Origin of the sequence: Aeromonas sp. HMWF016, assembly GCF_963878195.1 — a bacterium.
Taxonomy (GTDB): Bacteria; Pseudomonadota; Gammaproteobacteria; order Enterobacterales; family Aeromonadaceae; genus Aeromonas; species Aeromonas lacus.
On record NZ_CAWNWX010000027.1, the window covers coordinates 18,796 to 42,509 of the forward strand.

The 23,714-nt window shown below is 59.6% G+C and carries 18 protein-coding genes and 1 other RNA gene; 11 read left to right on the forward strand and 8 right to left on the reverse strand.

The annotated features are described in order from the left end of the window. Nucleotides 1-347, forward strand: a 347-nt coding sequence (locus tag AACS24_RS04255; RefSeq protein WP_308810153.1) for a molybdopterin dinucleotide binding domain-containing protein, incomplete at its 5' end; no start/stop codon positions are given. A 173-nt stretch (nucleotides 348-520) separates the two neighbouring features. On the opposite strand, the gene ssrS is transcribed toward AACS24_RS04255, so the two are convergent. Continuing rightward, nucleotides 521-703: non-coding RNA, 6S RNA (ssrS, locus tag AACS24_RS04260), on the reverse strand. A gap of 16 nt (nucleotides 704-719) precedes the next feature. Beyond that, nucleotides 720-1,052, reverse strand: coding sequence for a cell division protein ZapA (gene zapA, locus AACS24_RS04265; RefSeq protein WP_033116026.1), 333 nt, complete (start codon nucleotides 1,050-1,052; stop codon nucleotides 720-722). A 173-nt stretch (nucleotides 1,053-1,225) separates the two neighbouring features. On the opposite strand from zapA, the gene AACS24_RS04270 reads away from it, so the two are divergent. The 6 genes from AACS24_RS04270 to gcvP all read left to right on the forward strand — a co-directional run bounded on the left by AACS24_RS04270 (nucleotide 1,226) and on the right by gcvP (nucleotide 9,731). Further along, nucleotides 1,226-1,795: a UPF0149 family protein gene (locus AACS24_RS04270; protein WP_108572469.1), complete on the forward strand. Its 570-nt coding sequence runs from the start codon at nucleotides 1,226-1,228 to the stop codon at nucleotides 1,793-1,795. A 176-nt stretch (nucleotides 1,796-1,971) separates the two neighbouring features. After that, entirely contained in the window at nucleotides 1,972-3,222 is a 1,251-nt protein-coding gene (gene ubiH / locus AACS24_RS04275) for a 2-octaprenyl-6-methoxyphenyl hydroxylase (protein ID WP_108572470.1), read from the forward strand. A gap of 108 nt (nucleotides 3,223-3,330) precedes the next feature. After that, nucleotides 3,331-4,599, forward strand: a complete 1,269-nt coding sequence (locus tag AACS24_RS04280; RefSeq protein ID WP_181364308.1) for an FAD-dependent 2-octaprenylphenol hydroxylase — start codon at nucleotides 3,331-3,333, stop codon at nucleotides 4,597-4,599. Nucleotides 4,600-5,016: 417 nt separating this feature from the next. Then, on the forward strand, nucleotides 5,017-6,114 hold the full coding sequence (gene gcvT / locus AACS24_RS04285; protein WP_108572471.1) for a glycine cleavage system aminomethyltransferase GcvT: 1,098 nt from the start codon (nucleotides 5,017-5,019) through the stop codon (nucleotides 6,112-6,114). An 89-nt stretch (nucleotides 6,115-6,203) separates the two neighbouring features. Then, entirely contained in the window at nucleotides 6,204-6,593 is a 390-nt protein-coding gene (gene gcvH, locus AACS24_RS04290) for a glycine cleavage system protein GcvH (protein ID WP_033116021.1), read from the forward strand. A gap of 261 nt (nucleotides 6,594-6,854) precedes the next feature. Beyond that, the gene (gene gcvP / locus AACS24_RS04295) at nucleotides 6,855-9,731 is read left to right on the forward strand and encodes an aminomethyl-transferring glycine dehydrogenase (protein ID WP_108572472.1); all 2,877 of its coding nucleotides are present in this window, start codon (nucleotides 6,855-6,857) and stop codon (nucleotides 9,729-9,731) included. An 85-nt stretch (nucleotides 9,732-9,816) separates the two neighbouring features. Here gcvP and AACS24_RS04300 read toward each other — a convergent pair whose 3' ends face one another. Further along, nucleotides 9,817-11,370, reverse strand: a complete 1,554-nt coding sequence (locus AACS24_RS04300) for a methyl-accepting chemotaxis protein (protein WP_108572473.1) — start codon at nucleotides 11,368-11,370, stop codon at nucleotides 9,817-9,819. Between the two features lie 197 nt (nucleotides 11,371-11,567). Here AACS24_RS04300 and AACS24_RS04305 point away from each other — a divergent pair, with 197 nt between their 5' ends. After that, nucleotides 11,568-12,296: an HAD family hydrolase gene (locus tag AACS24_RS04305; RefSeq protein ID WP_108572474.1), complete on the forward strand. Its 729-nt coding sequence runs from the start codon at nucleotides 11,568-11,570 to the stop codon at nucleotides 12,294-12,296. Nucleotides 12,297-12,383: 87 nt separating this feature from the next. Here the strand turns inward: AACS24_RS04305 and AACS24_RS04310 are convergent, their stop codons facing one another. Continuing rightward, nucleotides 12,384-13,766 carry an amino acid permease gene (locus tag AACS24_RS04310; protein ID WP_108572475.1) on the reverse strand — a complete coding sequence of 461 codons (1,383 nt, stop codon included), beginning with the start codon at nucleotides 13,764-13,766 and terminating at the stop codon, nucleotides 12,384-12,386. Between the two features lie 348 nt (nucleotides 13,767-14,114). Between AACS24_RS04310 and AACS24_RS04315 the strand changes: the two genes are divergently transcribed. Then, nucleotides 14,115-14,438 (forward strand): hypothetical protein, encoded by a 324-nt coding sequence (locus AACS24_RS04315; RefSeq protein WP_108572476.1) that lies wholly within the window; start codon nucleotides 14,115-14,117, stop codon nucleotides 14,436-14,438. Between the two features lie 120 nt (nucleotides 14,439-14,558). Here AACS24_RS04315 and ppsR read toward each other — a convergent pair whose 3' ends face one another. Beyond that, a complete protein-coding gene (ppsR, locus tag AACS24_RS04320) occupies nucleotides 14,559-15,371 on the reverse strand; it encodes a posphoenolpyruvate synthetase regulatory kinase/phosphorylase PpsR (RefSeq protein ID WP_033116017.1) in 813 nt (270 codons plus the stop codon). 319 nt (nucleotides 15,372-15,690) lie between these two features. Between ppsR and ppsA the strand changes: the two genes are divergently transcribed. Continuing rightward, nucleotides 15,691-18,069 (forward strand): phosphoenolpyruvate synthase, encoded by a 2,379-nt coding sequence (ppsA, locus tag AACS24_RS04325; RefSeq protein ID WP_181364309.1) that lies wholly within the window; start codon nucleotides 15,691-15,693, stop codon nucleotides 18,067-18,069. Between the two features lie 69 nt (nucleotides 18,070-18,138). On the opposite strand, the gene AACS24_RS04330 is transcribed toward ppsA, so the two are convergent. Together AACS24_RS04330 and asp are read right to left on the reverse strand one after the other, a co-directional pair. Continuing rightward, complete coding sequence (locus AACS24_RS04330) at nucleotides 18,139-18,597, reverse strand: serine protease chaperone (protein WP_108572477.1); 459 nt, start codon at nucleotides 18,595-18,597, stop codon at nucleotides 18,139-18,141. Between the two features lie 18 nt (nucleotides 18,598-18,615). Beyond that, nucleotides 18,616-20,490, reverse strand: a complete 1,875-nt coding sequence (gene asp, locus AACS24_RS04335) for a serine protease Asp (RefSeq protein WP_108572478.1) — start codon at nucleotides 20,488-20,490, stop codon at nucleotides 18,616-18,618. Between the two features lie 463 nt (nucleotides 20,491-20,953). Between asp and AACS24_RS04340 the strand changes: the two genes are divergently transcribed. Next, nucleotides 20,954-21,778, forward strand: a complete 825-nt coding sequence (locus AACS24_RS04340) for a MetQ/NlpA family ABC transporter substrate-binding protein (protein ID WP_108572479.1) — start codon at nucleotides 20,954-20,956, stop codon at nucleotides 21,776-21,778. A gap of 82 nt (nucleotides 21,779-21,860) precedes the next feature. On the opposite strand, the gene AACS24_RS04345 is transcribed toward AACS24_RS04340, so the two are convergent. Then, nucleotides 21,861-23,711, reverse strand: coding sequence for a DUF3413 domain-containing protein (locus tag AACS24_RS04345; protein WP_043849824.1), 1,851 nt, complete (start codon nucleotides 23,709-23,711; stop codon nucleotides 21,861-21,863). Nucleotides 23,712-23,714 lie beyond the last annotated feature (3 nt).

Consider the following 23,714-nt stretch of genomic DNA (forward strand, 5'->3'; position numbering starts at 1 on the left):
AGTACAACACCACCATCTACGGTATGGATGACCGCTATCGCGGCATCAAGGGCCAGCGCAACGTGGTGTTCATGAACGAGGCGGATGCTCGCCAGCTTGGCTTTGCCGAAGGGGATCGGGTCGACATGGCGGCCATCTGCAACGATGGGCGCGAGCGCAGCGTGACAGGTTTTGTGGTGGTGATCTACGAGATCCCGCGTGGCAACATCGCGGCCTACTATCCGGAAACCAATCCGTTGGTGCCCATCGACAGTATCGGCGCCGGCTCGTTTACGCCGACCTCCAAATCCATCCCGGTGCTGGTGACCGCCTCCCGTCAGCCGGAGAACCTGTTGCTGGTCAAATAAACGGAATAACGCGGCTGGCTGTGCTCACACAGCCTGCACTTTGAATGCCGTGATGCCCCGGATGAACTGTTCATCCGGGGCATTTTTCTGGTGTGCGGGGCAGGGGGGGCTGGTTGGCGTGGACAGGCAGAAAAAGAAAAAGCCCGTCACATCAGTGACGGGCTTTTTGCAGTTGGAACCCCGGAGATGCCGTTGCCGGTTTGGGCCCTTGAACCGTCGGTTCAAGGCGGGGTTCGGATCTGACCGCAGGCTTCTCGGTCGTGCCGAGCATGCGCAATAGCCAGAAGGCAGAACCCCTGTTTGGTATGAATATCGGCTCGGGGACTTGAACCGGCTGACAAACACCCCAGGGTATTTCAAAACAGTTTGCGATTAGGGCTGTTGCCCCTCTTCGCTGGAATCGCCATATTGACCGTGTTCAATCAAGGCTGCTTCGATGGTGCGCTGCAGCATCTTGATCCGCTTGTCCATGGTCTCAGAGTATTGGTGGTTCTTCTCTTTTTCAAGACAGAGCTCATGGCAGAAATTAAGCGCCGCCATGACCGCCAATTGCTCGTTGCTGGAGACTTTAGAGCGTTGACGCAGGTCGATCAGTTTATCGGTCAGCTGGTCGGCGGCCTGGCGCAGGGCATCCTGCTGTCCCAGGGGACAGGATACCTTGTAGGGACGTCCCAAAATGACGATTTCTACGGCCTCTGTGCTCATGCCTTCCTCAATACGGCGGAGCTGATTTCCGCCTTTATCCACGTGGACAACTGGGCGGGACTATATAGCGCAGATACATAAGTTTCAAGGCCTTGCTGGCTCTGCAAGAGGGAGAATGCTAGGATCCTGACCATTAATTCTGCAAATTTGCCTGAACTTTGAGCGGATCCTCTATGAGCAAAACAAACCCCCTTAAATATGCGGCTGTGGCCGACATCATGGAGCAGCATGAGCTGATGGCCAGTGCAGTCGAGGCCCATGGTGTGATCTGCGGTCTGGTGTGTGGCGGTGTGGCACTGGATGAGAAGAGCTGGGTTCCCCATTTCAACGATTTGGTGAACGACGGTTTCGGTCTGCCGGCCCCGGTGCGCCAGGTGATGACCGATCTTTATCACAATGTGGTCGAGAGCCTGATGGCTCAAAAAGGGGTTGAACTGCTGTTGCCAAGTGATGACGCTCCCCTCGATGAGCGGATCGATGCGCTGGTGGACTGGTCACAGGCGTTTCTGGCCGGTTTCGGCGTGGTGCAGCAGGAGCTGTCGCGTGCGTCGGAAGAGCTGCAGGAGATGATCCAGGATATCGCCAGCATCACTCAGGTCTCTGCCGAGTTCGATCAGGAAGATGACGAGAACGAAGCCTCCTTCCTGGTGCTCTACGAACACGTCAAACTGGGGGTCATGATGGCCTTCGAAGAGTTTGGCAGGCGCCCCGATACCCCGAGCGCGCCGCCGACCCTGCACTGATTGGGTGTGCAGGCAAGCCAGCCTCCTTTTGCAAGAGCGCCAACAGGCGCTCTTTTTGTCGGCCATATTCTGGCTAACCCTGTGAGCCATAACCGCTTTTTTGCCCTCAAGCGCACATCCGCCGGTCGCCTTTGTGGTAGCATGAGGCCACGTTTTTCACTTCTCCCTCTCTGCTTATGCCCCAATCTGATGTGCGACAGGTCGATGTGACGCTGGTCGGTGGTGGAATGAGTGGTGCCGTGCTGGCCCTCTCGCTGGCGGCCCTGCGCAAGCCGGACGGCTCTCCCCTTGACATCCTGCTGCTGGAGGCCAGTGCCCCCGAGGCGCAACCATCCGCAACCCCTACTTACCCCGGTTTTGATGCGCGCGCCATTGCGCTCTCGGCCGGCACCTGCGAAGCCCTTGAGCGGCGGGGGCTCTGGCCGCTGTTTGCGCCCCACTGCGCCCCCATTACCCAGATCCATGTCTCGGATCGTGGCCACAGCGGTCAGACTCGCCTCTCGGCGGCGGAGTATGGGCTGCCTGCACTCGGTCAGGTAATCGAGTTGGCGGCGGCGGGCAGTGAGTTGCAGCGGGCGATGGCGGCCATCCCGCACATCCGTGTGATCTGTCCGGCCAAATTGCGCGAGGTCGTGCCGCGGGAGGAGGGGGTGACCCTTACCCTTGAGAGCGGTGAACAGATTGATACCCGCCTGCTGGTGGCGGCAGACGGGGGCAACTCCTTCGTGCGGCAGCAGTTAACGCTGCCAGTGAGCCGTCACGACTATGAGCAGAGCGCCATCATCGCCATCGTTAAAACGCAGCAGGATCCGGCGGGCCGTGCATTCGAGCGTTTTACCGAGAGCGGGCCGCTGGCGCTGCTGCCGATGCAGGACGGCCTCTCTTCGCTGGTGTGGAGTGTCAGACGGGACGAGGTGGATGAGCTGATGGCGCTCGACGATGCCGCCTTCCTTGCCCGCTTGCAGCAGGCCTTTGGCTGGCGGCTCGGTCGCTTCGAGCGATGTGGTGTGCGCAACGTCTATCCGCTGATCCTGACCGCCTGTGACTACCCGCTGGCCCAACGTACAGTGCTGGTGGGCAATGCAGCGCATGCCCTGCACCCCATTGCCGGTCAGGGGTTTAATCTCGGGATGCGGGATCTCGACCTGCTCACCGGGGCGGTGGCCAAGGCGCTGGCAGAGGGCGAGGATATCGGCAGCTTCAAGGTGCTGAGCGGTTACTGGCAGCAGCGTCAGCGTGATCAGGAGCAGACCGTCTGGCTCACCTCTTCGCTGGCTCAGCTCTTCTCCAACAGCCACGATCCGCTGGTGTTTGGGCGCAATCTGGCGCTCTCTCTGATGGGACGGCTCCCTTGTCTCAAGGCGCCGCTCGCTGGACGAACTCTGGGGTTCGTTGCCGATCTCTGTAGCAATAATCTGCGGCAATAAATCGCCAGAGTTCAACAAAGATCCCTGCGAAGAGTTCAACAGTTGCAAGCGGGGAGGCCAGGCAGCCTCCCTCTGCTGGCCGATGGCCAGCCATGAAAGGATGAGATAATGCAGATGCAAAGTGTCGATGTGGTGATTGTCGGTGGTGGCATGGTGGGCCTCGGGCTTGCCGCTGCCCTCAAGGAGAGCGCCCTCAAGGTGGTGGTGGTCGAGGGGCAACTACCCGACCCGCAGCTGGGGGAGGTGGCCGACAATCGGGTCAGCGCCCTGAGCCTCGCCAGCCAGCAGATCCTGCGCCATGTCGGCGCCTGGGACGGTATTGAAGCACGCCGCCTGCAGGCCTACGACAAGATGGCGGTGTGGGAGCAGGACAGCTTCGGCCATATCGACTTTGATGCGGCCAGCCTGCGCCAGCCCTCGCTTGGTCATATTGTCGAGAACCGGGTGATCCAGCTGGCGCTGCTTGAGGCGATTGAGGGGGCCAGCAATATCCAGTTGCTGACCCCCGCCAGAGCCAAGAGTCTGCAGAGTGGCCCGGCGGGCGCCTTGTTGCTCCTTGAGGATGGTCAGGCCATCTCGGCCAAGCTGGTGGTGGCTGCCGATGGGGCCCACTCCTGGGTGCGCCGTCAGGCCGATATCCCGCTCACCAGCTGGGATTACGGCCACCACGCGCTGGTGGCAACAGTGCGCTGTGCCGAGCCCCACGAGGCGGTGGCACGCCAGATCTTCACCCCGGATGGCCCGCTCGCTTTCCTGCCGTTGTGGCAGGAGAACCTCTGCTCCATCGTCTGGTCGCTGCCTGCGGCCCGTGCCGAGGCGCTCTGCGCCTGTGACGACGAGCACTTCAACCGTCAGCTCACCACCGCCTTCGATGCCCGCCTCGGTCTGTGCAAGGTAGAAGGGCCGCGCAGTGCGATTCCGCTCACCGCCCGTTATGCCCGCGATTTTGCCCGTGAGCGGCTGGTGCTGGTGGGAGATGCCGCCCACACCATCCACCCGCTGGCGGGGCAGGGGGTCAACCTCGGCCTGCTGGATGCCGCCGCGCTGGCGGAGCAGATCTTGCAAAACCATGCAGCGGGCGAGGATATCGGCCTGCTCGCCAACCTGCGCAGCTACGAGCGTTGGCGCAAGAGCGAGGCGGCTCGCATGCTGACGGCGATGGAGGGGCTCAAGCGGCTGTTCAGCGGTGCCAACCCGCTCAAGAAGCTGGTGCGGGGCGTGGGATTGCGCGCGGCCAACCTGCTGACGCCGTTCAAGGAGGGGGTGATCCGTGCGGCCATGGGGCTGGAGGGTGAACTGCCGGCGCTGGCCCGTCTTGACGGGATTGTGGCGGCTGTTACACCTGCACCCGCCCGGCTAAAAGGTGAAAAAAACTAATATTACTGACCGTTTTTGGCAATAAAAGTAATCCGATAAGGCTGATGCCCCATTTTGGGCATCAGCCTTTAATTTTGGTGTGTGGCGAAACGTTTTTCTGCAAATTGTGACGAAACGGTAAAAATCAAAATTTAATCTCGGGTATGACCGCTTGAGGCTGTTTTTATCGCGCCATTTATCTTAGTGTCTTGAGTCAGTTTATGGGGAGGGGATTAGTTTTTTTTGAGCGGCACGCTCGACGGCTTGTCATATAATCCGCTCCGTTCAAGGAATCCCTCTTGCCTGGCAAGGGCAGGAGCGAGCCACATCCTGTGATCCGATAGTGTTCCCGCTGCGGCGCAGCGCTGCCGGGGTGAAAAAGCGGATCGCAAGGGCTGTCGCTGAAGCGAAAAGGCTTTTTGCTAAGGAAAGAATGCGATGATCCAGACTACAGTACTGCATCCCAAACACCTGGAAGCCGGCGCCAAGATGGTGGACTTCCACGGTTGGGAGATGCCCATCAACTACGGCTCCCAGCTGGAAGAGCACCACGCGGTGCGCAGCGATGCCGGCATGTTCGATGTCTCCCACATGACCATCGTCGATTTGACCGGCGAACGGGTCAAAGCCTTTCTGCAACACCTGCTGGCCAACGACGTGGCCAAACTCACTGTCTCCGGCAAGGCCCTCTATAGCGGCATGCTCAACCCGGAAGGCGGCGTGATCGATGACCTCATCACCTATTACCTGACCGATACCTTCTACCGACTGGTGGTCAACTCCGCCACCCGCGAGAAGGACTTGGCCTGGATCCGCCATCACGCCATCGATTTCGATGTCACCGTAACCGAGCGTCCGGAGCTGGCAATGATCGCGGTGCAGGGGCCCAACGCCAAGCTCAAGGTAGCTACCGTGCTGAGCGCCGCCCAGCGCACTGCCGTGGTGGGGATGAAACCCTTCTTTGGCGTGCAGGCTGGCGATCTCTTTATCGCCACCACCGGCTACACCGGCGAGGATGGTTACGAGATCGTGGTGCCGCAAGAGAAAGCCTGCGGGCTGTGGCAGGCACTGCTGGATAACGGCGTCGCCCCGTGTGGTCTCGGTGCCCGCGATACCCTGCGCCTCGAAGCCGGCATGAACCTCTACGGTCAGGATATGGACGAGTCAATCTCTCCGCTCGCCGCCAATATGGCCTGGACCATCGCCTGGGAGCCGAGCGATCGCAACTTCATCGGCCGTGCTGCGCTGGAAGCCCAGAAAGCGGCGGGCAACCAGCCCAAGCTGGTGGGCCTGGTGATGGAGGAGAAAGGGGTGCTGCGTGCCGGCATGCCGGTCACCTTCACCACGGCAAACGGTGAGAAGCGGGAAGGTGTGATCACCTCCGGCTCCTTCTCGCCCACCCTCGGCTACAGCATCGCGCTGGCGCGGGTGCCCCGTGATATCGGCGAGCAGGCCGAGGTGGAGATCCGCAAAAAGCTGGTCACGGTGAAGGTCACCAAACCCGCTTTCGTGCGCAACGGCCAGAAGCTGGCATAACCCTCTTACATTTGCAGGCGGGCAGGCGTCCGCCTGCCCGGTTTAGCAATGAGCGTTTCAACCCGACTCAAAGATCAAAGGAAACAGAGATGAGCCATATCCCGAGCGAACTGAAATATGCCACTTCCCACGAGTGGATCCGTGTCGAAGGCAACGGTGAGGCCGTGGTCGGTATCACCGAGCACGCCCAGGAGCTGCTGGGTGACATGGTGTTTGTCGAGCTGCCGGAAGTGGGCAAGCAGGTGAGCGCCGGTGACGACTGCGCCGTGGCCGAGTCGGTCAAGGCAGCCTCCGACATCTACAGCCCGGTGAGCGGCGAGATCATTGCCGTCAACGAAGAGCTGGAAGGGAGTCCCGAGCTGGTCAACTCCGACCCCTACGGCGCAGGCTGGCTCTATCGCATCAAGCTGGACGACGCAGGCGAGCTGGCCAACCTGCTGGATGCCGAAGGCTACCAGAACGTGGTGGACGAAGAGTAATGCCCTTGGGCCCTGCGAGTGCGGGGCCCATTTGTATGGCTGCAGGCCCCGGGTCTGCAGGCGGGTGAAGTGGCCCATATTCGATCCTCAGGCACGGCGTGAGGTCTGTTTACAGGGTGACCCCCGGGATGCCCGCGAGCATCCGGTGCCGTTTTGTCCTGACTGCGGCATAGCGAACATGAGTGAAGCTGGCACGTGCCGGCTACCAGCACTGTCTATACAGGATTTATTAGCAGGACCTATTTATCAGGAATCAGGGAAATGACCCAGTCACTGTTTGAACTCGAACAAAAAACCGATTTTGTCCGCCGCCATATCGGCCCGGGCGAGGAAGAGCTGCGCCAGCTGCTGGCCACCGTCGGGGCAGAAAGCCTGGACGATTTGATTGCCCAGACCGTGCCCGCCGCCATTCTCCTGCCGGGCCCGCTTGGGATCGGTGCCGGCATGACCGAGGTGGAGGCGCTGACCAAGCTCAAGGGCTACGCCGCCCAGAACAAGATTGCCAAGAGCTATATCGGCATGGGTTATCACGATACCCATGTGCCCCACGTCATTTTGCGCAACGTGCTGGAAAACCCGGGCTGGTATACCGCCTACACCCCGTACCAGCCCGAGCTGGCGCAGGGCCGTCTCGAAGCCCTGCTCAACTTCCAGCAGCTGACGCTGGATCTGACCGGCATGGATCTGGCAAGCGCCTCCCTGCTGGATGAAGCGACCGCTGCCGCCGAGGCGATGGCGCTGGCCAAGCGGATGGCCAAGTCCAAATCCAACCTCTTCTTTGTGGCCGATGACGTGCACCCGCAGGTGATCGACGTGGTCAAGGAGCGCGCGGTTCACTTCGGTTTCGATGTAGCGGTCGGCGCCGCGAGCGACGCAGTGAGCGAAGAGGTGTTCGGTGCCCTGTTCCAGTACCCCACCACCACCGGTGAAGTGAAAGATCTGCGTGCCCTGATTGCCGCGGTACAGGCCCAGAAAGGGCTGGCCTGCGTCAGCGCCGACCTGCTCTCTTTGCTGCTACTCAAATCCCCGGGCGAGCTGGGTGCCGACGTGGTGTTGGGCTCCGCCCAGCGCTTTGGCGTGCCCATGGGCTACGGTGGCCCCCACGCCGCCTTCTTCGCTACCCGTGATGCCTACAAGCGCTCCATGCCGGGCCGTATTATCGGTGTCTCCAAGGATGCCCGTGGCAAGGCTGCGCTGCGCATGGCGATGCAGACCCGCGAGCAGCATATCCGTCGCGAGAAGGCCAACTCCAACATCTGTACCGCACAGGTGCTCTTGGCCAACATGGCGAGCTTCTACGCCGTCTACCACGGCCCGGTGGGGCTGAAAACCATCGCCTCCCGTGTGCACCGTTTCACCACCATTCTGGCGCTCGGCCTCAAGGCCAGGGGCCTGGCCCTCAAGCATGCCAGTTGGTTCGATACGATCACCGTGCAAACTGCCGACAAGGCGGCGCTGATTGCCAAGGCCGAGGGGCTGGGTATCAACCTGCGCGCCGATCTCGACGATGCGGTAGGTGTCTCCCTCTCTGAAACCACCACCCGCGGCGATGTGGCCGAGCTGTTTGATTTGTTCCTCGGCCAAGGCCATGGACTGGATATCGAGGCCCTCGACCAGGCGGCGCAGGCACATCACGCCATTCCGCAGGATCTGCTGCGCACCGACGCCGTGCTGACCCACGAGGTGTTCAACAAGTACCACTCCGAAACCGAGATGTTGCGTTATATCCACCGTCTCGAAGCCAAGGATCTGGCGCTCAACTACGCCATGATCTCCTTGGGCTCCTGCACCATGAAGCTCAACGCCACCGCCGAGATGATCCCGGTGACCTGGCCCGAGTTCGGCAAGTTGCACCCGTTCGCGCCGCTGGCGCAGGCCAAGGGCTATCAGCTGCTGCTGGCCGACCTCGAAAACTGGCTGGTGAAGGTGACCGGTTACGATGCGGTCTGCATGCAGCCCAACTCCGGTGCGCAGGGCGAGTACGCTGGCCTCTTGGCCATCAAGAAGTACCACGAATCCCGCGGCGAGGGGCATCGCGACATCTGTCTCATTCCGGCTTCTGCCCACGGGACCAACCCGGCCTCTGCCCAGATGGCGGGGCTCAAGGTAATCGTCACCGCCTGTGACAAGTCCGGCAACGTTGATCTCGACGACCTGCGCGCCAAGGCAGCCGAGGCGGGTGATCAGCTTTCCTGTCTGATGGTGACCTACCCCTCCACCCACGGGGTGTATGAGGAGACCATCAAGGAGGTGTGCGACATCGTTCACCAACACGGTGGTCAGGTTTACCTCGACGGCGCCAATATGAACGCGCAGGTAGGGCTGACAGCACCGGGCTTTATCGGGGCGGATGTCTCTCACCTCAACCTGCACAAGACCTTCGCCATTCCTCACGGCGGTGGCGGCCCGGGCATGGGCCCCATCGGCGTGAAGAAACATCTGGCACCGTTTGTGGCCGGTCACGCCGTGGTCAAGACCGACAAGGAGAGCCGCAACAACGGCGCCGTGTCAGCTGCACCGTTCGGCTCGGCCAGCATCCTGCCCATCAGCTGGATGTATATCGCCATGCTGGGGGACGAGGGGCTCAAAAAATCCACCCAGGTGGCGATCCTCAACGCCAACTATCTGGCCAAGAAGCTGGGTGAATCCTTCCCGGTGCTCTATTCCGGGCGCAACGGTCGGGTAGCTCACGAGTGCATTCTGGATATCCGTCCGCTCAAGGAGGCTTCCGGAATCAGCGAGATGGACGTGGCCAAGCGGCTGATGGACTACGGCTTCCACGCGCCGACCATGAGCTTCCCAGTGGCGGGCACCCTAATGGTCGAACCGACCGAGTCGGAATCCAAGCGCGAGCTGGATCGCTTCGTCGAGGCGATGACTTCCATCCGCGCCGAGATTGCCAAGGTGCAGGAGGGGCAGTGGAGCCTGACTGACAACCCGCTGGTGCATGCCCCGCACACTCAGGATGACGTGATGGATGCAGAGTGGTCCCGTGGCTACAGCCGCGCCGAGGCGGTCTTCCCGTCCGAGGCGGTGCGCGCTGCCAAACTGTGGCCCTCGGTCAACCGCATCGACGATGTCTATGGCGATCGCAACCTGTTCTGCGCCTGTATCCCGACCGAGGATTACGCCAAGTAAGGGCGTGCTCGGAGTAAACCCATAAACAACAGGGCCACCCAAAGGGGTGGCCCTGTTGTTTATGGGGGAGGCCGGTTACTGGCCGCTAGCCGAAAGTGCGACTCAAATCTTTGAGCTGGCTTGCCTTGTTCAGCAGGCTGGCACTGGTCTCGCTCACCTTGTCGATCTTGAGGCTGTTGTCGTGGGAGAGCGAGGAGATCAGGTTGATATTGCGGCTGATCTCTTCGACGACAGCTTGTTGCTGGGTGGCTGCCGCCGAGATCTGGCTGGAGAATTCGGAGACCTTGTCTATTTCGGCCACCACCTGATGGAGGTTGTCGGTGCTGGCCCGGGTGGTGGCAAGGCAGGCGTTGGTGCGAGTCGCATTGAGGTGCATCATCTCTTTCCATCCTCCCAGTGTGTGCTGGATGTGGCCGATGCTGCTCTGGATCTGCTCGGTGGCCTTGTGGGTACGGGTCGACAGGTTGCGCACCTCATCGGCGACTACGGCAAAACCGCGCCCCTGTTCACCGGCTCGTGCGGCTTCAATAGTGGCATTGAGGGCCAGCAGGTTGGTCTGATCCGCAATACCGCGAATTTCGGCCATGATGCTGCCGATCCGTTCCGATTCGCTGGCCAGCTCGACGGCAGACTGGAATGCCTGCTCCGCCTGGGTTGCCAGCGTCGCGATCTCTTCTCCTGCCTCGGAGAGCTGCTTGTTGGTGGTGGTGCAGTGGTGGCGAGCCTCTTCAATCTGTTGGTTGCTGTCCTGAATATTGCGATTGATCTCCTCTGCCGCAGAGGCCATCTGGGTCACGGCCGTGGCTATCTGCTGGATCTGTGTGTCCTGCGAGGAGATATCCTTACTGGCCAGCGAGGCTGAACCTTGCAGATCGTTGGCCATGCTGTTGAGCGAGCCCGTTGCATCGTCAACCCGGCCGAGCACGGTACGGATCCTCGCTTGCCCGAGTTTGATATGAAAATCGGCGATGCTGTGGGGCGCATCACCCGAGAAGATGAGACGGCTGATGCTGTCGTAATCCTGCTCGAGCTGCTGCAGGTATCTTGGTGTCAGAAAGAGCGGATGCCGGTTTAGCCAGAGCACGGCCAGCAGAGGAGCGATGACCAGCAAGGCCTGGATGGGGGGGAGTAGCCAGAGAGCCATGGCGGCGCAAACCAGCAGCAGCGGAATACTGAACATGGTTGGCGTCAGCAGATTCTGGCCAAAGCGGATGGCAGAGCCGCTTTCGCGAGCTCTGAGCACCTTGTACATTTTATCGGCCCGAGCCTTGTGCTCCGGGGCGGGACGACAGCGTACCGACTGGTAACCCGAGATCTGGCCCCCCTCATAGATAGGGGTGACATAGGCGTCAACCCAGTAGTAGCGGCCATCCTTGCAGCGATTCTTGACCAGTCCGCGCCATGGTTTCCCTGCCTGCAGATGGGCCCAGAGATCGGCAAATGCTGCTTTGGGCATGTCCGGGTGACGGACCAGATTGTGGTGCTGGCCGATCATCTCTTCGAGGCGGTACCCTGCCACCTGGCAAAATGCCGGGTTGGCGTAGGTGATGTCCCCTTTCAGATCCGTGGTCGATACCAGTTGGATATTGTCGGTCAACTCTACTTCGGTATCTATGGTGTGAAGCGCGCTGCTGGCCATGATCAGGCTCCGGTGTTGAGTAACGGAATGCTTCATCTGAGTATGACAGAGAGCCTTATTATTGTGTCTTTACACATTAAAAAATTGTGCTACCGCAGCAGCACTGGCCTCTCTGTTATTGGCACCATGGTTTGGCGTGAACGCTCTGGCCAAGCAACATGGCATCACGTGATGTAACGCAGTAAAAGGGCAACAGAATGAAGTTGGACGCAACTTTGTGGGACTACGATGGCACCCTGGTCAATTCGGTGCCCAAGAATATCGACATCACCAAAAATATTCTGGCCGAGGTAGCGCCCCATCTGACCGGCGACAATCTACCCCGCTATTTGCGCAGTGAAGCCGACTATCACTATGCCAATCATGCTGCCAAAAATTGGCAAGCCCTCTATGTCGACTACTACGGCCTGTCACAGGCCGAGATGCTGCAGGCCGGTTCGCTCTGGGCAAAGCATCAGGAGATGAACAGAACTGCCGTTCACTTTTTTGACGGGCTTGCCCAGCTCATTGCCACTTTCTTGACCGTTCCACACGGTATCTGTTCGCAAAACTCGCAGCGCAATATTCGCTCGGTATTGGCACAGCATGGCGTCAATGAGTGGTTCCACTCGGTAGTGGGTTACGATGATGTGCCTGCCCAGATGCAGAAACCGCACCCTTGTGGCGGGCTCAAGTGTCTTGAATCTATGTTCGGTCAGGCCAGCGAGGGATCGCTCATCTATATCGGCGATCATGAAGCGGATGTGCAGTTTGCCCGCAATCTGCAGGAGGTGCTTGGCAAGGATAGCCGGGTGATCTCTGTGGCTGTTGCCTACAGTCACTCAGCGCCCGAGCGGTGGGCTAGCTCCCCGGATCATATCGCTCATGACATCGCAGAACTGCGCGCTATTTTGGGGTTGTACGTGACCCCCGCGGGTGAGCAGTGACGTGTTCAATCACTATGGAAGTGGCAAACCGAAGATAAAAAACGCCGATCAGATGATCGGCGTTTTTGGTATTGAGAAGCCTGGTTATCAACCGAGATTGACGGCTGCCTTGGTTTGGGCTTGTCCCTTGCGCTTGATGACGAAGCCGATGCCCAGCACGACCAGCCAGGCCGGGATCAGTTCGACCGAGATGCGGAAATCGGGGGTCATGTACATGATCACCAGAATACCGGACATGAAAGCGAGGCAGAGGTAGTTGCCGAAGGGATACCAGAACGCCTTGAACTTGGGCTGGACACCTTCTGCGACCTTGGCCTTGCGGAACTTCAGGTGCGCGAGGCTTATCATCGCCCAGTTGATCACCAGTGCGGAGACCACCAGCGCCATCAGCAGACCGAAGGCCTTGCCCGGCATCAGGTAGTTGATCAGTACGCAGAGTAGGGTGGCGATGGCAGAGACCGAGAGGGCAACCAGCGGTACACCGCTCTTGTTGGTCTTGAGCAGCGCTTTCGGGCCGTTGCCCTGTTTGGCCAGACCGAACAGCATGCGGCTGTTGCAGTAGACGCAGCTGTTATAGACGGACAGCGCCGCTGTCAGCACCACGATGTTGAGCACGGTGGCGACCAGATCGCTATCCAGTGCGTGGAAGATCATCACGAACGGGCTGCCGCCTTCTACCACTTTACCCCAAGGGTAGAGGGACATCAGGATGGCCAGGGCGCCGATGTAGAAGATCAGGATCCGGTAGATCACCTGATTGGTTGCCTTGGGGATGCTTCTCTCGGGGTTGTCCGCTTCGGCGGCGGTAATACCGACCAGCTCCAGACCACCGAAGGAGAACATGATCACCGCCATCGCCATCACCAGACCACTGATGCCGTTGGGGAAGAAGCCGCCTTGCGCCCACAGGTTGGTCACGCTCGCCTCGGGGCCGCCGGCACCGGAGAGCAGCAGATAGCCACCAAAGCCGATCATGCCGATGATGGCGACCACCTTGATGATGGCGAACCAGAACTCCATCTCGCCAAACGCTTTGACGTTGGAGAGGTTGATGGTGTTGATCAGCACGAAGAAGAAGGCTGCCGACATCCAGGTCGGGATCTCGGGCCACCAGTACTGGACATAGATGCCCACCGCGGTCAGCTCGGCCATGCTCACCAGCACGTAGAGCACCCAGTAGTTCCAGCCGGACGCGAAACCGGCAAACTCGCCCCAGTATTTGTAGGCAAAGTGGCTGAAGGAGCCGGCTACCGGCTCCTCCACCACCATTTCACCTAGCTGGCGCATGATCAGGAAGGCGATAAAGCCGCCGATGGCATAACCCAGCAGGACCGAGGGGCCTGCCATCTTGATGGTCTGGGCAATCCCCAGAAAGAGGCCGGTACCGATGGCACCGCCCAACGCAATTAACTGAATGTGGCGGTTTTTGAGGCCGCGTTTCAGCTCTTCACCGTCTTGTTTCAAATCCATGGATCTGTCCTTTACCTATCTCTGTTGTCTCTTGCCGGTGTTGGGCTCTTCCTGAGCAGCATCGCAATGCGTAGCCAAAACCTGACGAAATCCGTATTTATTTCGTTACGCTATGTCGTTTTCAATTTTTAATCTGGACTGGCAACGGAAGCAGAATAGTGATAATTCGCCATAAATGCACCTGTTTTCCGTGCCTGGTGGTGGTATTTTGGCCACAAACCAGCTTTTTCATTAGATTTTCAGGTGATGAGACAGGTTTTGCTTGAAATTCAATCAATCGAATTGTGTTTTGTTGACATTTGCTGAGTGTTTTTTATTTCTTGGTGTTTGGCCGGGAGGAGAGGGCTAATGATGGAGAGGCAACAGGATGAGCTGCGTCATACCCGTGACGAGGTAACACTGCTGCAGCGTTGGGTTGCCAGCGGATTGCTGGTGACGATCTGGCTGCTGATTGCCGCCAGTCCGCTGCTGCTGGTCGGGATGACGGCCATGATGGGGGGCTGGTTTGTGCTGGGTGATGAGGGGTTGTTGCACCACTGGCCGTTGCTTCTGCTGGCCGGCGGTGTGGTGGGGGCGCTGGCGGGTTGTTTGCTGGCCGAGCGGATCCGCAGGCGCCACGGCCTGCTGCCCTTTTATGCCCGTTTGCTGAACAATCCCGAACTCAATCGCTAGGCAATTCCGGGTGGCTTTTCATCACGGCGGCCATGGGGTAATAACCAGAAAAAGAGGGGAGAAGCTTGATGGCTTTTCCCCTCTTTGCATCTGGCGTGGCTTATCTGCTGTCAAGCTGGCTTAACAGAGCTGGCGACGCAGACCGGTTGCCTCGAGGATTTTGGCGCTGATCTCCTCTACCGAGTGGGAGCTGGTATCGAGAAAGCGGATCGCCTCCTGACGAAACAGCCGCTCCACGCTGGCCAACTCCTGCTCGCACTGCTCCAGCGAGGCGTAGCGGCTATTGGCGCGGCGCTGGTTGCGGATCTCGTGCAGCCGCTGTGGCGCTATGGTGAGGCCAAACAGTTTGTGACGGTTGGCCTTGAGGGGCGTCGGCAGTTCCAGCCCACCCATGTCCTGCTCGATAAAGGGGTAGTTGGCGGCACGAATGCCGAACTGCAGCGCCAGATAGAGGCTGGTGGGGGTCTTGCCGCAGCGGGAGACGCCGATCAGGATGATGTCCGCCTCGTCGTACTCTTTGGTGGTGATGCCATCGTCATTGGCCAGCGCGAAGTTGACCGCCTCGATGCGATCGTCATAGAGCTTGCGGTTCTCCATGCCGTGGGTGCGATGGGGGCGGGGCTCGGCCTTCACCCCCAGCTCCTGCTCCAGCGGGCTGACGAAGGTGTTGAGAAAGTCGTGACTGCTCGCTTCGGCTTTCAGTACCTCCTCGCGCACCTGGGGATCGATGATGGTGTGAAACAGGATGGGGCGCACCCCGGTCTGGCGAAACTGCTCATCGATCCGCATTCGCACCTGCCGCGCCTTCTCGCGACTCTCCACGAAGGGGATGGTGATCTGTTCAAAGGCCAGTGGAAACTGGCTCAGTACCGCGTGGCCGAACACTTCGGCGGTGATGGCTGTGCCATCGGAAACATAAAATACGGTGTGCACGTGGGGCTCCTGTTACATCGACCAAGGGGGCTGGCCAGGAAGTATCTGTCGAAACCATCCCCCTGTTGTCAACCGGTCTGCCATGCCCAAGTTGTGAAGTGGCTAGCAAACCTGAGTCGTTATCTTTTTGTGTCGGCATTGTAGAATGTTCGGGTCATTCGACCATCCCCTATCTTGCTCGGGGATTTTTTTGACCATAAGTAGAAAACGTTTTCATGGTCGTTGGCAATAGAAGAAAGAGACAATAACGCACCTTACTCACCTATAAAAATCGGGCACAAAAAAGGTGCCATGGCACCTTGCCCACCAACCTGGAGACATGCAAGTGCAACAGTACGTACTCTGGTACGAGCAACTCGGAATGCAGGACGTAGAACGAGTTGGCGGCAAGAACGCATCCCTTGGCGAGATGATCAGCAACCTCTCTGGCGCCGGTGTATCGGTGCCGGGCGGGTTTGCCACCACCGCCTTTGCATTTAACGAGTTTCTGGAGTCAAGCGGCCTCAACGGCAAGATCCACCATCTGCTCGACAATCTGGATGTGGATGACATTGCCGCCCTCAACCGGGCCGGTCAGCAGATCCGCGACTGGGTGATCGAAGCTCCGTTCCAGAGCGCGCTGGAGCAGGCGATCCGCGAGGCTTACGCCAGGCTGAGTGCAGGTTTGGATGCCTCTTTTGCGGTGCGATCCTCCGCCACCGCCGAGGATATGCCGGACGCCTCCTTTGCCGGCCAGCAGGAGACCTTTCTCAACGTGCGCGGCATCGATGCGGTCATGGTGGCCATCAAGCATGTCTTTGCCTCCCTGTTCAACGATCGCGCCATCTCCTATCGGGTGCATCAGGGTTATGACCACAAGGGCGTCGCCCTGTCGGCCGGGGTGCAGCGGATGGTGCGCTCGGATCTTGCCGCCTCCGGCGTCATGTTCACCCTGGATACCGAGTCGGGCTTCAACGACGTGGTCTTCATCACCGGTGCCCAGGGTCTTGGCGAGATGGTGGTACAGGGGGCGGTCAACCCGGACGAGTTCTACGTACACAAACCGACCCTCAAGGCAGGACGCCCGGCGGTGGTGCGCAAGACCCTCGGCTCCAAGCTCATCAAGATGACCTATTCCGGCGATGCCAGCCATGGCCGCCAGGTGCAGATCGTCGACACCAATGAAGCCGAGCGCAGCCGTTTCTGCATCACGGATGCCGAGGTGATGGAGCTGGCCAAGCAGGCCCTCATCATCGAGCAGCACTATGGCCGCCCGATGGACATCGAGTGGGCCAAGGATGGGCAGGATGGCCAGCTCTATATCGTGCAGGCGCGCCCGGAAACCGTGCGCAGCCGCCAGGAGGCCAACACCCTCGAACGTTTTGCCCTCAAGCAATCGGGCAAGGTGCTGATCGAAGGGCGCGCCATCGGCCACAAGATCGGGGCGGGCCCGGCGCGGGTTATCTCCTCCATCAGCCAGATGGATGAGGTGCAACCCGGCGACGTGCTGGTGACCGACATGACCGACCCGGACTGGGAGCCCATCATGAAACGGGCCTCCGCCATCGTGACCAACCGGGGCGGTCGTACCTGTCACGCCGCCATCATCGCTCGCGAGCTGGGCATTCCGGCGGTGGTGGGTTGCGGCAATGCCACCGATAGCATCGAGGCTGGCCAGCTTATCACCGTCTCCTGCGCGGAAGGGGATACCGGTTTTATCTATGACGGTGAACTCGACTTCGATGTGGCGGTGACCGAGGTGGGCAACATGCCGCGCCTGCCCATCAAGATCATGATGAACGTCGGCAACCCGGACAGGGCGTTCGACTTCGCCCAGCTGCCGAACGCTGGTGTCGGTCTGGCACGCCTCGAGTTCATCATCAACCGGATGATCGGGGTGCACCCCAAGGCGCTGCTGGAGTTCGACAGCCAGAGCCCCGAGCTCAAGGCCACCATCGGCAAGATGATCGCCGGCTACGAGAGCCCGCGCGAGTTCTATGTCGCCAAGCTGACCGAAGGCATCGCCACCCTGGCCGCCGCCTTCTGGCCGGAGCGGGTGATCGTGCGGATGTCGGACTTCAAGTCCAACGAGTACGCCAACCTGGTGGGTGGCCGTGGCTACGAGCCCCATGAAGAGAACCCGATGATCGGTTTTCGTGGCGCATCGCGCTACATCGCCGACAGCTTCCGCCCCTGCTTTGCCCTCGAGTGTGAGGCGATCAAACGGGTGCGTGACGTGATGGGGCTGACCAACGTCGAGGTGATGATCCCCTTCGTGCGCACTGTGAGCGAGGCGGAGCAGGTGATCAACATCCTGGCCGAAAACGGTCTGCGCCGTGGCGAGCGGGGGCTCAAGGTGATCATGATGTGCGAGATCCCGAGCAACGCTCTCTTGGCAGACAAGTTCCTCGATCACGTGGATGGCTTCTCCATCGGCTCCAACGACATGACCCAGCTCACCCTTGGACTGGACAGGGATTCCGGGCTCATCGCCCATCTGTTCGATGAGCGCAACGAGGCGGTCAAGGCGCTGCTGGCGATGGCCATTGCCGCCGCCCGCAAGGCGGGCAAGTACGTGGGGATCTGTGGTCAGGGCCCGTCCGATCACCCGGACTTTGCCGCCTGGCTGGTGGAGCAGGGGATAGATTCGGTGTCGCTCAACCCGGATACCGTGGTCGATACCTGGCTCTATCTGGCGGAGCAGCATGGCCGCAAGTAAGCCACTGCCTTGGCAAGCAGAATAGAAAGGGGGCCACGATGGCCCCCTTTGTTATCCCGCTGACGAGACTTATTTTGGTTGCCGCTCGGCCCCCGACAGCTCGATCTGTGCCTTTATCCCCTCGCTCTGGAGCTTGGTGGCGATGGCATTGAGATCGGTGCCCGATTTGGCCTCCAGCAGGGCGATACCGCCGCTGCTCTGCTTGAAGTTCAAGCCGTGGCGCGTCGCCAGCGCCTTGGCAGTGGCATCGTCAGCTTCCACCAGCAGGGTACCGCTGACGGTGAGCTCGGGGCTGGCTGCCCCCTGCATCAACACGTCGCCGCGGCGCAGGCTCTGCTGCGGTACTTTGTCATCCAGACTGCGGGCTACGCGCTTCTTGCTGCCGTTGTCGGGAATGAGGTAGGTCTGGCCGTTCACCTCTATGGTGCTGTACTGCTTACCATCCATGGTGACGGACTCCTCGGCGCAGAGCTGTCCCGAGAGAGGGGCCAGCAGGGTTGCCAGAAGCAAGGTAACAGGTTTGTTCATGGTAATACTCCTAGCGTGTTAGCTGCGATTGGCATCGTGACCCAGGACCCGCAGGGACCATGAGATCAGTTTGCCCGGTTGACGGTTGTTGCGCTCGGTCAGGGTGGTGCGCTCCTTGGTCTTGCGATTGAGCAGAGAGACCTGACGGGTACCGTTGGCAACGTCGGTTACCTCCAGTCGCCACTGGCCTTCGGCTGATTCACCGTAGAACTTGTGGGAGAGCAGGCGCATGTCACGCAATCCCTTGGTGCGCACAAAGCCCAGCTGCTGCTGGTCGAGAGATTGGCCGACCAGGCTGTTGAAGGGGCTCAGCAGGATGCTGCGGGTGCCGGCGGGGGAGACCAGTTCGATCAGAAGATCAGGCAGACGCTGGTGATCAAGGCTCACCATTACCTGCACCGCTTCGACCGTCAACGGTGTGGCAATGCGTGTTGTCGAGCTGGTCGGGCTGTTGCCCACATCCGGGATGGCAGCGGTACTGCCGGTGACATTGATCTTCTGCCATGGCAGCTGCACCAGCGGGGGGAGGGGCTGGTGATTGGCTGCCAGCTCAAGCGCCTTGTTGACGTCGATCAGACCGAAACCGTAAGTCGGGCTGAACCACATGCCGGCGGCATTGTGTTCCCACCCTTCCAGCCCTTTCACGTCGCGCACCTTGCCGGTGCTGCTGGTGTAGCTGACCATCACGGGCTGATGCTTGGCATCGACCCGGGTAGCGCTGCGCGCCAGCAGATCCCGAAAATCACGTGTCGACAAATCCGGGTAGGCGGACATCAGCAGCGCCATGGCGCCCGAGGTGCTGGGGGTGGCGGAGGAGGTGCCGTTCATGACGCCGTTGTAGTCGCAACTGGCATCCAGTTGCGGGTTGCCGTGCAGCCGGTTGGTGCGGGGATCGTCGGTGCGGTTGTAGCCCATGTCGCAGCCGGGCAGATCCGTGGTCACCATGGCGGGGGAGTCGGTACCGTACTCGCCGCCGGTGGCGCTCAGGAAGACGTTGCTGCCGACGCTGGAGTAGGAGGATCTGACGCCATCTGCGTTGAGCGCGCTTACCACCAGGTTCCAGAAGTTGCTGTTTGAGGGGTCGATATTGCTGTTCTCAAACGGCAATTTGGGGCCGTTGCCGGTGCGATTGAGCACATAGCCGCCCGCCGCTATCTTGTTGAAGCCGTTGCCGGCAGCCTTGATATAGGCGGCACTCTGCGCCTTGAGGGTTTGCTGTTCGAACAGGCGGTCGAGCTGGGCCTGATCCAGATCGTTGGCCGGACGGGGATCGACCAGGCTCATGCCATAGCTCTGGTTGAACACCCGGTTATCGCGGCTGGCATCGCTGTCGCCAAGGGCATAGAGCCAATCTTTCTGCAGTTGCTGGCTGTTGTCGTCCAGCAGGTTGAACCCCTGCAACTGGGCCCGCGGGGCGATCCCCTTGGTGCCGATGGCGTTGTCTACCGCTGCTATGATACCGGAGACCGAAGTGCCGTGCGCCGTATCCGCATCCGTCGGGGTCGGGTCATCGCTGCCGGTCACCACGTTTTTTGAGCCCGGACGGACGTTGTCCGCCAGATCCGGGTGGGCGATAGCCAAGCCATCATCCACTACGGCCACATTGACTCCCTGGCCCAGCACGCCAGTGCGATGTGCCCACCAGAGGTTGAGGTCGTTGCCTGCTACGCCGCCACGGGCGCTGAAGGCATCCTGGCCACTATTGAGCAGGTACCACTGCTGATCCTGCAGCGGGTTGATGCCGGGCAGACAGCGTTCGCTGCTGCTGCGACCGGTATCCAGCCCGGCTTCCTTGCCGGTCAGGGGGGCACAACTTTCATTTGCCTGAACAGATGCAACTGGCAGCGCCGACAGCAGTGCTGTGATCGCCAGTGCTAACGATGTTTGCTTCATTATTTTTAAACTCCATCTTATAGAGCACCTTCCTGGGTGCGAATGGAATCTACACATGGATAATGAAGAGCCAAAAGAACCTGTTTTCATAAGTTAGATCGGCCTCAAAGAAATCTGATCTTTTTTATGTTAGATATTCCATTGGCGCTGATCGTGTGTTTTATTGAGAGCATTTATCAGTGCTCACTATTGATCTTTTTGTTGTTAACTCAGGTAATTAGCAGTCAGTGCTGACTGGCGCGCGATGTGCGCTGCCACATTGGCGCGGTTTGTTTTCACTCCGTTCTCTTCGCTTCCCCCATCTCTTCGTCGCCCGGCTTATAAGCTTCCTCAATTTTGTCGCTTGGTATTGGTGACCAACTCTGATAGGTTGCTCTTTATTAGCCATTTGGACGTCCAGATTTCCAATGTGAAATCAGTAGTCCGCTATCACCTTGATGAGTCTTGAGACAGGGAGTCTTGTATGTTGCGTCGTACCTTCTGGTTTTTTCCTCTATTGCTCTTACTGAACGGCACTCTGGCTGGCACTGTCCGGGCGGGTGAGGATCGCCAAGAGATCGTGATCGGCACTACGGTGGGGGATTTTGCCGACATGGTGACCGACTCCATCAAGCCGCAGCTGGAGACCAAAGGATACAAGGTCAAGCTGGTGGAGTTTACCGACTATGTTTCCCCCAACATTGCGCTGGCGGATGGCTCGCTCGATGTGAACTGTTTCCAGCACAAGCCTTATCTCGAGAGCTTTAGCAAAGACCGCGGTTTGTCACTGACGCCCGTTGTGCAGGTGCCCACCGGGCCGATGGGGCTCTATTCCGGCAAGTTGGCCACACTCGATCAGCTGAAAGAGGGGAGTTCGGTGGCTATCCCCAACGATCCCACCAATCAGGCGCGTGCCCTGCTGATGCTGCAGGATCTGGGCTGGCTCACTCTCAAGGAGGGGATTAACCCGCTCAAGGCGAGCGAGTTTGATGTGGTGAGCAACCCGCACAATCTCAAGCTGGTACTGCTCGAGGCGGCGCAACTGCCCCGTTCGCGGGAGGATGTGGATTTTGCAGTGATCAACGGCAATTTTGCCGCCTCCAGTGGCATCCCGTTTAGCCAAGGGCTCTTTCTTGAGCGCAGCTACGACTTTATCAACTGGGTGGTCGTGAAGCGGGTCGACAGCGAGAAGCCATTTGTCAGGGATGTGGCGGCCGCCTACAACTCGGCCGAGTTCAAGGCTTATGCAGCCAAGCGCTTTGCCGGCTACAAATTGCCGCAGGCATGGTCGACCGGGCAGGTTCAATAATCCACACCAGCGACTGCGTGGAGCCTATCCATAAAAAACGCCCCCGAATGTGGGGGCGTTTTGTTTGAGAGAGAGATGCCTGTCAGGGGTGACGGTAGAAGCGGTTGAGCTCGTTCATTACCTGGATCATGGCGCCCATGTCGGGGGTGGCCCGCTTGATGGGTTGATAGCTGTTGCGATCCAGCAGCTCGAAGTCACCCTGCTTGTTGAAGTGGGTGATGGTTCCGCTCTGGTAGATGGCAAAGTCGTTCTGGTCTCCGGCCAGCAGCCAGTTGCGCGGGCTGAAGTCGAACAGCGAGCGGCCAATGCTGTAATCACGCGGCGGGTTGCGCACCCCCAGCATCCCCTGCATCAGGGTCGGCGCCAGGTCGAAATGGCTGCTCGGCTGCTCGATCACCTGGCTGCTGCGACCCGGCCAGGCCACCACCATGGGCACCTGAACCTGATAGAGGGAGTAGTTGCTGCCAGCGCCCCAGCTGTTGCTTTGGGTGTCGTTGAACTCCTGACCGTGGTTGGAGGTGATGACCACCACCGTATTGCTGTCCATTCCCTGCAGCTGCAGCTTGGTTAGCATCTCTTCCAGTAACTGGTCGGTATAGAAGACCGAGTTCTTGTAGCGATTCTCCAGCTTCACCAAGTTTTCCGCCCGATAGGCGGTGGCAGGATTGAAGTTGGTCAGCTCCGGCTGGAAAGGACCCTTCATGGTTGCGGGCAGCTGGTAGTCGCCAGGACTTGAGAGATAGACCAGCGAGAACCAGGGGCGCTCCGGCGTGCGCTTCTCCAGCCACTGCTGCCAGTCGGTCAGCAGCTTGCCGTCGTTAGTCTGCTCGGAGACAAACACCTGTTTGCGCAGACCGGCGAGGATGCTCTTGCGATACTTTTGACCATCTTCTATCGCGCCGAACAGGCCGAACTGGTAATCCTGGCGCAGCAGTTCGTCAAACAGCACCGGCGGGCGCTTGTCACTGCTGATCTCTTTGTAGTAGTGACCAGGCAGGCCATAAAAGAGGCTGAACATCCCCATCAGGTCATCGTTGCCGCCGCTCAGGTGATTGCGGAAGCTGAGATGCTGATCCGCATAGCGCTGCAGATTGGGCATGTTGATGTTGTTGAGCATGTCAAAGCGCAGCGAGTCGACCACCACAATCAGCAGGTTGCTGTGGGTGAGGGGCGCATTGACGTTGAGCGGCCGTAGCGGATAGCGGATCCGGCTGTCACTGTCATCGCTCTGGCTGGCCGCCTGCTTCTCGTACTGATCCAGATCCAGCCAGCCATGTTTGGCCAGGAAGGAGCGGGCCGTCATGGGGTAGGAGAGAGGGAAGTTGGCGCGCTGCATGGTGATGGGCTGATACAGGGTGGCATCCGCCCAGCTGTTGACCACGTGGGTCAGGATAAAGCAGACCAGCAGTGCCAGCCCTACCTGATTGCCATACTGACGGCGCTTGCGCTTGTTGATCTTGCGCCAGACATAGGCCGACAGCAGTAGTTGCAGCAGGAAGATGGTCGGCACGGCGACGAAGATGATGCTCCAGATCGAGCCCTCTTCGGTCTGGGCCTGATCCAGCAGCAACTGCCACACCTGGGCATTGAGGTGGAACTTGAACAGCCGGAATACCTGGGTGTCGATCAGCAAAAGCACCAACGCCAGCGTCGCCACGACGGCGGAGATGAAGCGCAGAGGCTTCTCTTTGGGCAACACGAAGCTCAAAGGGAAGATCGTCAGCAGGTAGGTGACGAAACTTAAGAACGAGAAGTGGCCAATCCAGCTTACAACGAGGTAGACCACGCCAAGGGTGGTCGACGGCCAGCTGATGGCGCCCAGATAACGGGTGGCAATCAGCATGGCGAGAATGATGTTGAAGAAGGAGAACCAATGCCCCCAGGTGATCAGGCGAGAGACATTATCACGATAGGGGTTACCGGTTTCGACCATAGT